Source organism: Pseudomonas sp. O39, assembly GCF_045447295.1.
GTDB classification, from domain to species: Bacteria; Pseudomonadota; Gammaproteobacteria; order Pseudomonadales; family Pseudomonadaceae; genus Aquipseudomonas; species Aquipseudomonas antarctica_A.
Genome location: NZ_JBJGXV010000003.1, coordinates 274,538 through 287,480, shown reverse-complemented (window position 1 = coordinate 287,480; position 12,943 = coordinate 274,538). Strand labels below are relative to the sequence as shown.

The following is a 12,943-nucleotide window of genomic DNA, read 5'->3' as shown; positions in this document are numbered from 1 at the left end:
GCCGCTCTGTTACTTAAGGTGTCTAAACATGGCATTTCGCCCTCTTACAGCCCGCGCTCCCAGCGTGTTGCTTCGCGAAGCCAAGCCGTTGAAAGCCATCTTCGGCCACGCGCAACGCTTGGGCCATTTGCAACGCCTGGTAGAAAGCCAGCTGCAACCTGCCGCCCGCGAGCATTGCCATGTGGCGTCCTGGCGCGAGGGTAATTTGCTGTTAATTGTCACCGATGGCCATTGGGCGACCCGTTTGCGCTACCAGCAAAAACGCCTGCAGCGACAATTGATGGCATTTGATGTATTTGCCAGTTTGACCCGTATCCAGTTCAAGGTGCAGCCACCCACCGTACAGCAAGGTGCGGTGGGGCATACGATGGACCTTTCGGAGAATGCAGCCGAAACCATTCAGGCTACGGCTGACGGGATCAGTGATCCGGGCTTGCGCGCGGCGCTCGAGCGGTTGGCCGCCCACGGCAAACCAAAATCCTGAACCCCTATTTGCGCTTGCTGCCGCCCAGCAACGACCCCAACAAGCCCCGCACCAACTGCCGGCCCATCTGATTGGCGGCCTGCTGCATCGCCGACTTGAGTGCCTTGCCAGCCGTAGTGCCCAGAAAGGCACCCGCTTTGTCGGTAAAGCTCGGCTCTTCGGCCGCGGGCTTCGCCTCTTCGGTCACCCCAAGCTCTTTGCGCGCCATCAGCACTTCATAGGCCGACTCCCGGTCAATCGGCTTGTCATACCGCCCCAGCAACGGCGAACTGGCGATCAATGCCGCACGTTCGGCCTCACTCAGTGGCCCGATTCGCGACTGTGGAGGCGCAACCAGCACGCGTTGGACGACTTCCGGTGTGCCCTTTTCCTGCAACGTGCCCACCAATGCCTCACCGGTGCCCAACTCAGTCAGTACCGACAAGGCATCGAACGCCGGGTTGGGCCGGAAACCGTCCGCCACGGCGCGCAAGGATTTCTGCTCTTTAGTCGTGAACGCACGCAGACCGTGCTGAATACGCAAGCCCAATTGCGCCAATACCGTGTCCGGCAAATCACCTGGAGACTGAGTGACGAAATACACACCTACCCCTTTGGACCGGATCAAACGCACCACTTGCTCCAGGCGATCCTGCAACGCCTTGGGTGTATCGGCAAACAACAAATGCGCCTCGTCGAAAAACAACGCAAGCAGCGGTTTATCGGCGTCACCGCGCTCAGGCAACTGTTCGAACAGCTCGGCCAGCAGCCACAGCAGGAAGGTCGCGTAGACCTTTGGCGCTTCATGCACCAATCGGCTGGCGTCGAGCAGGTGGATGCGCCCACGGCCATCGCTGGCCGGCTGCAAAATATCCTCAAGTTGCAGGGCCGGCTCACCAAACAAGGCTTCGGCGCCCTGCTGCTCCAGCACAGCCAGGCGCCGCAACAGCGCCTGGCTGGAGCCGGTAGTCATCAGCGCCGCATCATCGCCCAGCAGCTCCGGGTTATAACGCAGGTGGTTGAGCAATGCCTTCAGGTCTTTGAGGTCGAGCAGCAACAAGCCTTCGCGGTCAGCCACCTTGAACGTGGCATAGAGTGCCGACTGCTGGCTGTCGGTGAGTTCCAACAGGCTGCCGAGCAATAACGGCCCCATTTCGCTGATGGTGGTGCGAAGCGGATGACCGGACTGCCCGTGGATATCCCACAGCGTCACCGGATAAGCCTTGGCCGTATAGTTAAGGAAGGGCATACCCGCGATGCGCTCGGCCACTTTACCTTGCGGGTTGGCCGCTGCCCCCAGACCACATAGGTCGCCCTTGATATCCGCGGCGAACACCGCCACACCCGCATCACTGAAAGCTTCCGCCAGGCGCTGCAACGTGACGGTCTTGCCCGTGCCGGTGGCGCCGGCAATCAACCCGTGACGGTTGGCCAGACGCATGGCCTGGGCGATGGGTTGGCCGTCAAGGCCGGCGCCGATAAGGAGTTGCGAGGAATCAGGCATTTCGTCACCTTTGGTTAATCTTTAGTGCCGCCAGGTCGATACAGACGGATGTACGACCCACAAAGTCTAAAAATAGGTCAGATAGCTCCTATAAGGGACCCACAGAGCTATCACAAGAAATATCACACCTTTTTTGACGCTGTCATTTTGCGTATCCCAAGAGGATGCGCTTCGGATATTAAGACCATAGCGGACCCTACAAGCCATGAATAAAAACCTGCGCTTCAGCCACAAGATCCTGCTTGCAGCCTCCCTTATCGTCATCGCCGCTTTCGCGCTGTTTACCCTCTATAACGACTACCTGCAACGCAACGCGATTCGCGACGACCTCAATAATTACCTGCATGAAATGGGCGATGTCACCGCCAGCAATATTCAAACCTGGCTTACCGGTCGCATTGCCCTGGTGGAGAATGCGGCACAAAACATCGCCATCAATCCTGAACCCAGTGTGGTTGCCAGCCTGCTCGAGCAGAAAGCGCTGACCTCCTCGTTCATGGCAACCTACGTGGGTGACAGCAAAGGCGCCTTCACCATCCGCCCCGACACCAAGATGCCGGATGGCTTCGATCCACGGGTTCGCCCTTGGTACAAAGGCGCCCAGAGCAGCAACGGCTCGACCCTGACCGAACCCTACATCGACGCCGCTACCGGGCAGTTGATCATTTCTGTTGCCACCCCCAGCAGCACCAAGACCGGCCAGAGCATCGGCGTGGTGGGCGGCGACCTGAGCCTGCAAACCCTGGTGGATAACATCGGCGCACTGAATTTCGGTGGCATGGGCTATGCCTTCCTGGTCAGTGCCGATGGCAAAGTGCTGGTGCACCCGGACAAAAACCTGGTGATGAAAACCCTGGCTGACGTGTACCCGAAAAACACACCGAAAATCAGCGGGGACTTCAGCGAAATTGAAGCCAACGGCAAGGACAACATCGTCACGTTTACACCGATCAAGGGCCTGCCGTCGGTGAACTGGTACCTGGGCGTTTCGGTGGATAAAGACAAATCCTTCGCCATGCTCAGCAAATTCCGCACCTCGGCCGTGATTGCCACGATCATTGCCGTGGTGATCATCATCGCGCTGCTCGGCATGCTGATCCGAGTGCTGTTGCAACCCTTGCACGTGATGACCCGTGCCATGCAGGACATTGCCGATGGCGAAGGTGACCTGACACGCCGCCTGAGCATCCAGAATCACGACGAATTCGGCACGCTGGGTAATGCATTCAACCGCTTCGTGGAACGGATTCATACCTCCATTCGCGAAGTGTCCTCGGCCACCGAGCAGGTCAACGAAGTCGCCCTGCGCGTGGTCAGTGCGTCCAACTCGTCCATGGTCAATTCCGACGAGCAGGCCAACCGTACCAACAGTGTCGCCGCCGCCATCAACGAACTGGGCGCCGCTGCACAAGAGATCGCCCGTAATGCTGCGCAGGCTTCCGGCCAGGCCAGCGATGCGCGGCAATTGGCCGAAGACGGCCAGCAAGTGGTTGATCGCAATATCACGGCGATGACCAAGTTATCCGCGATGATCAGCGCTTCCAGCAGCAATATTGAAGCGCTCAACAGCAAGACCGTGAATATCGGCCAAATTCTGGAAGTCATCACCAGCATCTCCCAGCAAACCAACCTGCTGGCACTTAACGCCGCGATCGAAGCGGCGCGTGCAGGGGAAGCCGGACGCGGGTTTGCGGTAGTGGCCGATGAAGTGCGCAACCTGGCCCACCGCACCCAGGAATCGGCCCAACAAGTGCAAAAGATGATTGAAGAGCTGCAAGTCGGCGCCCGGGAATCGGTCAGCACAATGAGCGAAAGCCAGCGCCACAGCCTCGAGAGTGTGGACATCGCCAACCTGGCCGGCGAACGCCTCAACAGCGTGACCCAGCGCATTGGCGAGATCGACGGCATGAACCAGTCAGTGGCCACCGCTACCGAAGAACAGACCTCGGTGGTGGAGTCGATCAACATGGACATCACCGAAATCAACACACTCAACCAGGAGGGTGTGGAAAACCTGCACTCAACCCTGCGGGCCTGTACCGACCTGGAACAACAGGCAGCACGCCTGAAGCAGTTGGTGGGCAGTTTCCGGATCTGATGCAAGCAGCCCGCCGCCTGGCATGGCGGCGGGCCACTATTCTTCCTTGGGTTCGGCTTTAGCCTGTTCGCGCGCCCATAACTCGACCGCACCGGGAAACTCGGTACCGTCCTCTGCGTCCAGCTCATCCGGGTCGAACCGGCTCAAACACCCCTCCCCCAGCGTCGCTGGGGCTTTGGAGGTGGCTTTGTCCAGCGGATCGCTCATCAATCAATCCTCAATGACGGGCAAAGAAAAAGGGCCTGGGACGATTTAACGCCCAGGCCCCCTATTCTTCAATAAGCACGTCGCTATCAGAACACGACGGTCTTATTGCCGTGCACCAGCACGCGATCTTCCAAGTGGTAACGCAGGCCACGGGCCAGGACCATCTTCTCGACGTCACGGCCGAAACGCACCATGTCTTCGATGCTGTCGCTGTGGCTGACGCGCACTACGTCCTGCTCGATGATCGGGCCAGCGTCCAGCTCCTCGGTGACGTAGTGGCAGGTTGCGCCAATCAGCTTCACGCCACGCAGGGAGGCCTGGTGGTAGGGCTTGGCACCCACAAACGACGGCAGGAAACTGTGGTGAATATTGATCACCTTACCCGCGTATTCGCGGCACAGTTCCGGCGGCAGGATTTGCATGTAGCGCGCCAGCACGACGACGTCAGCCTCATGCTGCTTGACCAGGCGGGAGACCTCGGCGAACGCCGGCTCTTTATCCTGTGGGTTGACCGGCACGTGGTAATACGGGATGCCATGCCATTCGACCATGCTGCGCAGGTCGTCATGGTTGGAAATCACACAGGCAATCTCACAGTCCAGCTCATCGCTGTGCCAGCGGTGCAACAGGTCAGCCAGGCAATGGGACTCACGACTGGCCATCAGTACAACGCGTTTTTTCTGCTCCGTGTCGGTGATGTGCCAGGTCATCGAAAACTCTTCGGCGATCGGCGCAAACGCCTCACGAAAAGCTTCAAGACCAAAGGGCAGCGTGTCGGCACGAATCTCGTGACGCATGAAAAACCAACCGCTGAGATCGTCCGAGTGATGGCTCGCCTCGGTGATCCAGCCGTTGTGGGAGGCCAGAAAGTTACTGACTTTGGCAACGATGCCAACCCGGTCCGGGCAAGCAATCACCAGCCGAAAAGTGCGCATTAGGGGAAAACTCCAGAACTTCGCAAAGGTCGCCATTCTAGCGATTACGCAGAAAAACTGCAGTATTCCTTGCGGCTTAATCTGCACACATGGCCTGGCGACATCCCTTAATAGCGTAAGGTTTTAGCGCCGCTATATGACGGTGCCACCTCACACTCAGGCAGTTATCAAAAATAAAACAGGATTATCTTTACACCTACCACCTACTAATTAACTCGATTGCATAGCTTTGCCACAAACATTCAACGTAATTCACATAAATGTCTCCTTAAATGTTTACTTGGGGAAATTGCCTGACTATTATTGGGCCACTCCTGTCAATCAGTGCTCTACATAAGGTAGTCCCCATGTCTCTGATCAACGAATACCGCGCCACCGAAGAAGCTATCAAAGAGCTGCAAGCCCGTTTGAAGAACCTGTCCCAAGACGACAAGCTGCAAACCGAGCTGGAATTCGAAGGCAAACTGCGCACCCTGATGGGTGAATACTCCAAATCCCTGCGTGACATCATCGCGCTGCTGGATCCGGAATCGAAAATCAAAGCACCCCGTGGCGCTGTGAAAACTACCGGCACCAAGCGTGCTCGCAAGGTCAAGCAATACAAGAACCCGCACAACGGCGAAGTGATTGAAACCAAAGGTGGCAACCACAAGACGCTGAAAGAGTGGAAAGCCAAGTGGGGCGGCGACGTCGTTGAAGGTTGGGCTACCCTGCTGGGCTAAGCCTGGTCGGGCTATCGCCTGATATGCAACACATTAAAAACGCCAGCTTGCTGGCGTTTTTTATTGTCCGAATATTCTCCACTTACCTGACTACAGGTCCAGGCGAGCCGCTAAAGAGTCGGCATACTCCTGCCATTGATCCAGCACCTGGCACTGAACCGATGTAGCACTAACGGCCAACTCCTCACGTGCCTGCTTAAATGCCAACAAGGTATTCGGCGCGCCCCATTCCGGGTTTGACAAACGTTGCTGGCAAAAAAGTTTCCAGCGCTGTTGCTCCTCGTTGTTCAAGGTGTCAGGAAAGTTACGTGCACGGTAGCGGAATAATAATTCCGGCAATCGATGATCATCAAAAGGCCACTGCTGATGTGCTAACTGTGAAGGTTCTGCCGCCCGGACTTGTTCGCATAAACGCCGGTCGCGGTCACCTATAAAACCGTCATAGAGCTGCTGCTCAGGGTCCTGACTCGGCACAAAATCTTCCTCGGCATACATCGCCGCCAACTTGTCGCGCCAAACTTCCTGTGCGTCAGTTAGTCGCAGCGCCCGCGCCTGGCAGACATCCATATCCAACTGAAGGCGCTCACGATCCTGCGCCCTTAGCACATTCAAGGGCGCAACGACCGGACAACGGTTGATATGCAACAACTTGAGCGGCACCGGCAGTTCACCGTCCGTCAGGTCTTCACGGCGCGTGTAGAGCCGCTGGCGCAAGGTATTGGCGTCCAGGTCCAGTAAACCCTGCGGGTCGAGCCCGAGGTCACAGACAATCAACGCATTGCGATTGCGCGGGTGCCAGGCCAGGGGCAGTACCACGCCCAGGTAATGACGCGCGGCGGAAAAACGACCTGACATATGCACCATGGGTTGCAACAGGCGAACCTGATCCATCACACGCTGCTTGCTGCGCAGTTGGAATAGCCAGTCATACAGCTTGGGCTGTTTCTCGCGGACCAAACGGGCCAAGGCAATGGTGGCTCGCACGTCCGACAAGGCATCGTGGGCCTGGCCATGGTCTATGCCATTGGCTTCGGTCAAACGCTCAAGCTTGAGGGTGACACGACCGTCCTGCTCGGGCCAGACAATGCCTTCGGGGCGCAGCGCGTAGGCTGTGCGGACCACATCGATCAAGTCCCAACGACTGTTGCCGCCCTGCCACTCACGGGCATAAGGATCAAAAAAGTTGCGGTACAGGCTGTAGCGCGTCATTTCATCATCAAAACGCAAGGTGTTGTAACCGGCCCCACAGGTACCCGGCGCGGCCAACTCGGCGTGCACGCGGGTCATGAAGTCGGCTTCGGCCAGGCCCTTTTCCGCCAGGATGCCGGGGGTAATACCGGTTATCGCGCAGGCGGCCGGGTGCGGCAGGATGTCATCGCTCGGCCGGCAATAAAGGTTGACCGGCGGGCCGACCTCGTTGAGTTCGAGGTCGGTACGAATACCGGCGACCTGGAGCGGGCGATCGCTGCGCGGGTTGATGCCGGTGGTTTCATAGTCGTACCAGAAGATGGTGGTCACGGGCTGTTCCTGTCCTGAAGATCGGCAAAGTCTAGGCGCTGTAATACGTCCGGGGCCAGCGATACCTGACCTGTACAAATATCCAGCAAAACCTTGAATGGTTGCTTCCACCGTCGACACTGCTAGCATCCGTGCATTCCAGCCGCACGCACTGCCAAGGATCGCGATGCCATCAGTTCCATTGGATACCCATTACCAGATCGAGACCCCGGAGGGCATAGACTTGCCCTTGCGCCCGGCCGGGCTGATGCCACGTGCACTGGCCTTTGCTTTCGATTTGGGTTTGCGCGGCCTGGTCATGGGCATCCTGCTCGTACCGCTGGCGCTGCTCGGCAATATCGGTTTCGGCCTGGGTTCGCTGCTGCTGTTCCTGATCAGTTGGTGGTACATGGTGCTCTTTGAGGTACTCAACCAGGGTTGCTCTCCGGGCAAGCAGGTCATGGGCTTGCGGGTAGTACAGGATGACGGCACACCCATTGGCTGGTCCGCCTCACTCATTCGCAACCTGCTGCGTTTTGTCGACATGCTGCCTTTCGGCTACTTCCTCGGCGCCATCAGTTGCCTGCAACACCCCCATTTCAAACGGCTTGGCGACCTTGCCGCCGGCACGCTGGTGATCTACCGCGAACAACCACTGGCTCGCCCCAAGGTGCCTCAGGCCGTCGCCCTGCGCCTGCCCTTTACACTGGAGCTCAGCGAGCAACGTGCCATCCTTGGCTTCGCCGAACGCCAGAGTGAGCTCTCCGCCGAGCGGGTACAGGAACTCGCTTCCATCCTTGCAACGCCGCTGCAGGTCTCGCCAGCTCGCGCCGTGGAGCAACTCAATGGCGTGGCTCGCGGCTTGCTGGGGCCGACATGAAGCAGAGCCTGTTCGAAAGCCGCCATCAGCCGCAGTGGCAAGCCTTTGCCGAACAACTCAAGCAGTTGGAGCAAGGCAAGACCAAAGCCAGCGAAGTGGCTGACTTTCCACACCATTATCGACGCGTGTGCCAGCACCTCGCGCTGGCCCAGGAACGTGGCTACAGCAGCTACCTGATAGACCCATTGCAACAACTGGCTCTACGCGGCCACCAACAGCTGTACCGCCATCGGAGCCAATTGGGGGCGAACGTATTGGGCTTCGTCCTGGCTGACTTTCCTCGTCTGGTACGTGAACAGTGGCGCTTCGTTTTGATCGCCAGCCTGCTGTTCTTCGGCAGCCTGGTCGGGGTTGGGTTGCTGGTCTACCTGTTTCCAGACCTGATCTACAGCATCGTCAGCCCCCAGCAAGTGGCCGAGATGCACAGCATGTATGACCCGGATGCCGGCCGCCTGGGGCGCGCCGCCGATCGTGCATCCAGTGAAGACTGGATGATGTTTGGCTACTACGTGATGCACAACATCGGTATTGCCTTCCAGACCTTTGCCGCCGGCCTGCTGTTCGGCCTGGGCAGTGTGTTCTTTTTGATTTTCAACGGCCTGATCATCGGCGCCGTATCCGGGCACCTCACAGAGATAGGCTATGGCCAGACCTTCTGGTCATTTGTCATCGGCCATGGTGCTTTCGAGCTCAGTGCCATTGCGCTGGCCGGCGCGTCAGGTCTGCAGATGGGCTGGGCATTGATCGCCCCCGGGCAACTGACACGCGGCGAATCTCTGCGCCTGGCGGCACGCAAGAGCGTGCAGATGCTCTGCGGGGTCATGTTATTCCTGTTGATAGCGGCATTTATTGAAGCCTACTGGTCTTCTTCCAGCACAATCGCCCCCTGGATCAAATACCTGACAGGCGCAGGGCTGTGGCTGCTGATGGCCGCTTACCTGACCCTTGCCGGACGGACTCACCATGCGCCTGAGTGATGCCAGCGTGGTGATTCGACCTCGCACTCCCTGGGAAGCCATGGACCTGGGCGTATTAATGGCTCGGGAACATCGCCTGCTATTGATGACCAGTTGGGCAATGGTGACCCTGCCGATCTTCATTGTGCTGACCGCCCTGCTGTGGAATTACCCTTCCACGGCCATGTTTTTGTTCTGGTGGCTAAAACCGGCCTTTGACCGGCTACCGTTGTACATCCTGTCAACGGCCTTGTTTGGCGAGACACCCAGCCTCAAGCAGGCAGTACGCCATTGGCCGCGCCTGCTCAAAGGTCAACTGCTGGCCAGCCTGACCTGGAGGCGATTCAGCCTGAGTCGCAGCTTTGTGATGCCGGTGAGCCAACTCGAAGGCCTGGACGGCCAAGCCCGCCAAAGACGCTTAGGAGTGCTCCTGCAGCGCAACGCCGGTGCTGCACGCTGGCTGACCACCATCGGGGTGCATTTGGAAATAGGCCTTTGGTTCGGTTGCATGGCACTGTTCTATCTATTCATTCCGCAACAACTGGAACTGGATTGGGACTGGCAACGGCTGGCACTGGCAACCGGTTCAGAGGGGTTGTGGCTGGAGCATTTGGGCAACGCCTTTTACGCGTTGATCCTGGTGTTCTGGGAACCCATCTATGTCGCATGCGGTTTCAGCCTGTACCTCAACCGCCGCACTGTATTGGAGGCCTGGGACCTGGAATTGGTGTTCCGCCGGCTGCGCCAACGCCTGAGCAGTATCGTACCGTTGCTGCTGATGGCCGGGTTGATGCTTCTACCGTTCAGCCGCCCTGCCATGGCCGACGCCCCGGAATCTCCCAGGCAGGTCACGACCCAGGCCGCCAGCCAATCGATCAAGACGCTGCTGGACACTCCCCCGTTCAAAAATCGGGAAACCGTCACCCGTTACCGTTTTGGCGATGACCCTCTCACTGCGAAACACAAGGCGCGCGGTGACGGCAAGCTTCCGGCCTGGCTTCAGTCGCTGCTGGACACCTTCAACAGCAATACTTTCAAACACGCAGCCTTTGGCCTGGAAATACTGTTATGGAGCCTGCTCGCGGGCTGCGTGGCGCTATTGGTCTGGCACTATCGCGACTGGCTGCGCACCTTTGTCAGCCGACGCGGGTCACTCAAACCCAACGTTGCCAAACCGGCACCCACACACTTATTCGGCCTGGAGCTGGGCACCGACACCTTGCCTGAGGACGTCGCCAGCGCTGCCGAAGAGCTATGGCTTACCCAACCAAGGGAAGCCCTTGGCCTGTTGTATCGCGGCCTGCTCAACCGACTGTTGCACGACTTCAACCTGCCTCTGAAAATCGCGGACACCGAAGGCCAGGTCCTGGAACGCGTTCATCAACTGCAACAACCGCAGCTACTGGCCTTCAGCGATGAACTGACTCACCACTGGCAAAACCTCGCCTATGGCCACCGTCTTCCCCCCACCTGGGTACAACAGCAACTGTGTCGCGATTGGCGTGCCCTCTTCAGCCCGGGAGCCACCCAATGAACCGGCCAATGCTGTGGGTCGGCCTGCTGCTGGTATGTTTGCTGGGAGCAGGTGGCCTTTACGTTTGGCATATCGCAACGCCCTACGACGAGGTAGTCGACCGTGGCCCGTCGCCGCAAGTCATGGCAAACACCTACCTGGCGGCCGAATACTTTCTACGCCAGCAAGGCCTTGCAGTGGAGCATGCCAACAGTCTTGAAAGGCTTGCCAACCTGCCTGCCAAAGGGCACAGCCTGTTGCTGCTGGGTGAGCGCAGCAACATGACGCCACGCCAGGTGGACCAACTGCTGGACTGGGCAAAATCCGGTGGCCACTTGCTGCTGGTCGCCGAAGCGCTATGGGATGAAGAGACAGGCAACAGCGGCGACCTGCTGCTTGATCGGTTGAACATCCACCAAACATTGAGTGAGGCCGCTGACGAACCCACCTCCTCGCGCAAAAAGACAGCGCCGGACCTGACCAAACTCTATGTCGACAATGAAACCGCCCCGGCCTACTTCAGCTTCGATACCGACTTCAGCCTCACCGATCCCAAGCACCTGGCGCAGTTTTCCGCCAACAGCGCCAGGTCCAGCCATTTGATGCAACGCAACTTCGGGCACGGCACCGTAACGGTTGTGACCGACAGCGATCTGTGGAAAACCCCGAGTATCGGCAAACACGATAACGCCTGGCTGTTGTGGTACCTCAACCAGGGCACGGACGTAACCTTGCTGTTCAACAGCGACGTGGACAATCTACTGACCCTGTTGATACGCAACTTTCCCCAGGCCCTGGTGGCGCTCATCGCGCTGATTGCCCTGGCACTCTGGCAGGCCGGTATGCGCCAAGGCCCAATCCGTACACCAGCACCCAAGGCACGCCGGCAGTTGCAGGAACACTTGAAGGCCAGTGCCGACTTCCTGCTGCGACGCAGTGGCCAAGGCACGCTGTTGCAAGCGTTACAGGGTGATGTCCAGCGTGCTGCAAGGCGTCGCCACCCAGGCTTTGAACACCTCGAAACCGCTGAACAGTGGCAGGTACTTGAACGCCTGACGCGCCAACCCTCCCACGTCATCCGCCAGGCCCTCGGCCCACTCCCGGCAAAACGGCTCTCCAGCGCCGATTTCAGCCGGGAAGTAGCATGCCTGCAAACTCTGAGGAACGCCCTATGAGCGATTTTCCAACGGCCACTGACCAGACTGCCGAAAGCCTTCAACACGCCAGCCAACAGGCACAGGCCCTGCGCGTTGAACTGCGCAAGGCAGTGATCGGCCAGGATCAGGTGATCGACGACGTGCTCACCGCACTGATCGCAGGCGGCCATGTACTGCTTGAAGGCGTACCCGGCCTTGGTAAAACGCTGCTGGTGCGCGCGCTGGCCCGTTGTTTCGGTGGCGATTTCGCACGCATCCAGTTCACGCCGGACCTGATGCCCAGCGATGTCACCGGTCACGCCGTGTACGACCTGCACACCGAACAATTCAAGCTGCGCAAGGGGCCGCTGTTCACTCACCTGTTGCTGGCCGACGAAATCAACCGCGCCCCGGCCAAGACTCAGGCCGCCCTGCTTGAAGCCATGCAGGAGCGTCAAGTCACCCTTGAAGGTGAGGCACTGCCCATCGGCCAACCCTTCATGGTGCTGGCGACGCAAAACCCCATTGAACAGGAAGGCACCTACCCGCTGCCCGAGGCCGAGTTGGATCGGTTCATGTTCAAAGTGCGCATGGACTACCCCGATTCACAGCAGGAACTGGATATGGTGCGCGAAGTAACGCGCTCATCCCGGGCCGATATGCTGGACGTGCAGCCATTACGCACCGTGCTGCAAGCCGAGGATGTGCTGCAGTTACAGCAGATTGCCAGCGAACTGGCACTGGATGAACACGTACTCGACTATGCCGTACGCCTGGCCAGGGCTACTCGCAGCTGGCCGGGGCTGACCATCGGTGCAGGCCCTCGCGCCTCCATCGCCCTGGTACGCGGCGCCCGCGCCCGTGCTTTGCTGCGCGGGGGCGCGTTCGTCACTCCAGACGATATCAAGGGCTGCGCGTTGGCGGTGCTGCGCCACCGGGTTCGTATCGCTCCCGAACTGGACCTCGACGGATTGGAAGTGGACCAGGTGCTCAAGCAGTTGCTGGACCAGATTCCGGCACCTCGGCAATGAC

General features: G+C 58.8%; 12 protein-coding genes and 1 pseudogene. 9 read left to right on the top strand and 4 right to left on the bottom strand.

Annotation, left to right across the window (positions count from 1 at the left end):
• The first annotated feature begins 28 nt into the window (after positions 1-28).
• The gene (locus ACI77D_RS06175; protein WP_064453940.1) at positions 29-484 is read left to right on the top strand and encodes a DUF721 domain-containing protein; all 456 of its coding nucleotides are present in this window, start codon (positions 29-31) and stop codon (positions 482-484) included.
• 4 nt (positions 485-488) lie between these two features.
• Here ACI77D_RS06175 and ACI77D_RS06170 read toward each other — a convergent pair whose 3' ends face one another.
• A complete protein-coding gene (locus tag ACI77D_RS06170) occupies positions 489-1,967 on the bottom strand; it encodes a helicase HerA-like domain-containing protein (RefSeq protein ID WP_221295561.1) in 1,479 nt (492 codons plus the stop codon).
• A gap of 205 nt (positions 1,968-2,172) precedes the next feature.
• On the opposite strand from ACI77D_RS06170, the pseudogene ACI77D_RS06165 reads away from it, so the two are divergent.
• Both ACI77D_RS06165 and ACI77D_RS06160 read left to right on the top strand, forming a co-directional pair.
• Positions 2,173-3,207 (top strand): annotated as a pseudogene (locus tag ACI77D_RS06165) (cache domain-containing protein); the annotation flags it as partial.
• A 93-nt stretch (positions 3,208-3,300) separates the two neighbouring features.
• Positions 3,301-4,065, top strand: a complete 765-nt coding sequence (locus ACI77D_RS06160) for a methyl-accepting chemotaxis protein (protein ID WP_407016290.1) — start codon at positions 3,301-3,303, stop codon at positions 4,063-4,065.
• 36 nt (positions 4,066-4,101) lie between these two features.
• On the opposite strand, the gene ACI77D_RS06155 is transcribed toward ACI77D_RS06160, so the two are convergent.
• Both ACI77D_RS06155 and purU read right to left on the bottom strand, forming a co-directional pair.
• Positions 4,102-4,272, bottom strand: a complete 171-nt coding sequence (locus ACI77D_RS06155; RefSeq protein ID WP_167353710.1) for a hypothetical protein — start codon at positions 4,270-4,272, stop codon at positions 4,102-4,104.
• Between the two features lie 86 nt (positions 4,273-4,358).
• The gene (purU, locus tag ACI77D_RS06150) at positions 4,359-5,207 is read right to left on the bottom strand and encodes a formyltetrahydrofolate deformylase (protein ID WP_005790961.1); all 849 of its coding nucleotides are present in this window, start codon (positions 5,205-5,207) and stop codon (positions 4,359-4,361) included.
• A gap of 347 nt (positions 5,208-5,554) precedes the next feature.
• Between purU and mvaT the strand changes: the two genes are divergently transcribed.
• Positions 5,555-5,929, top strand: a complete 375-nt coding sequence (gene mvaT / locus ACI77D_RS06145; protein WP_064453943.1) for a histone-like nucleoid-structuring protein MvaT — start codon at positions 5,555-5,557, stop codon at positions 5,927-5,929.
• Between the two features lie 90 nt (positions 5,930-6,019).
• Here mvaT and sbcB read toward each other — a convergent pair whose 3' ends face one another.
• Positions 6,020-7,447, bottom strand: coding sequence for an exodeoxyribonuclease I (gene sbcB, locus ACI77D_RS06140; protein WP_407016241.1), 1,428 nt, complete (start codon positions 7,445-7,447; stop codon positions 6,020-6,022).
• 166 nt (positions 7,448-7,613) lie between these two features.
• Between sbcB and ACI77D_RS06135 the strand changes: the two genes are divergently transcribed.
• Genes ACI77D_RS06135 through ACI77D_RS06115 form a run of 5 tightly spaced genes read left to right on the top strand, consistent with a single transcriptional unit; the run spans position 7,614 to position 12,942 of the window.
• Positions 7,614-8,306, top strand: coding sequence for an RDD family protein (locus tag ACI77D_RS06135; protein WP_064453945.1), 693 nt, complete (start codon positions 7,614-7,616; stop codon positions 8,304-8,306).
• Entirely contained in the window at positions 8,303-9,283 is a 981-nt protein-coding gene (locus ACI77D_RS06130) for a stage II sporulation protein M (RefSeq protein WP_407016240.1), read from the top strand. The genes ACI77D_RS06135 and ACI77D_RS06130 overlap by 4 nt, the downstream gene beginning before the upstream one ends.
• A complete protein-coding gene (locus tag ACI77D_RS06125; protein WP_407016239.1) occupies positions 9,270-10,796 on the top strand; it encodes a DUF4129 domain-containing protein in 1,527 nt (508 codons plus the stop codon). The genes ACI77D_RS06130 and ACI77D_RS06125 overlap by 14 nt, the downstream gene beginning before the upstream one ends.
• Positions 10,793-11,950 carry a DUF4350 domain-containing protein gene (locus ACI77D_RS06120; RefSeq protein ID WP_407016238.1) on the top strand — a complete coding sequence of 386 codons (1,158 nt, stop codon included), beginning with the start codon at positions 10,793-10,795 and terminating at the stop codon, positions 11,948-11,950. The genes ACI77D_RS06125 and ACI77D_RS06120 overlap by 4 nt, the downstream gene beginning before the upstream one ends.
• Complete coding sequence (locus tag ACI77D_RS06115; protein ID WP_407016237.1) at positions 11,947-12,942, top strand: AAA family ATPase; 996 nt, start codon at positions 11,947-11,949, stop codon at positions 12,940-12,942. Before ACI77D_RS06120 ends, ACI77D_RS06115 begins: the two co-directional genes overlap by 4 nt.
• Position 12,943 lies beyond the last annotated feature (1 nt).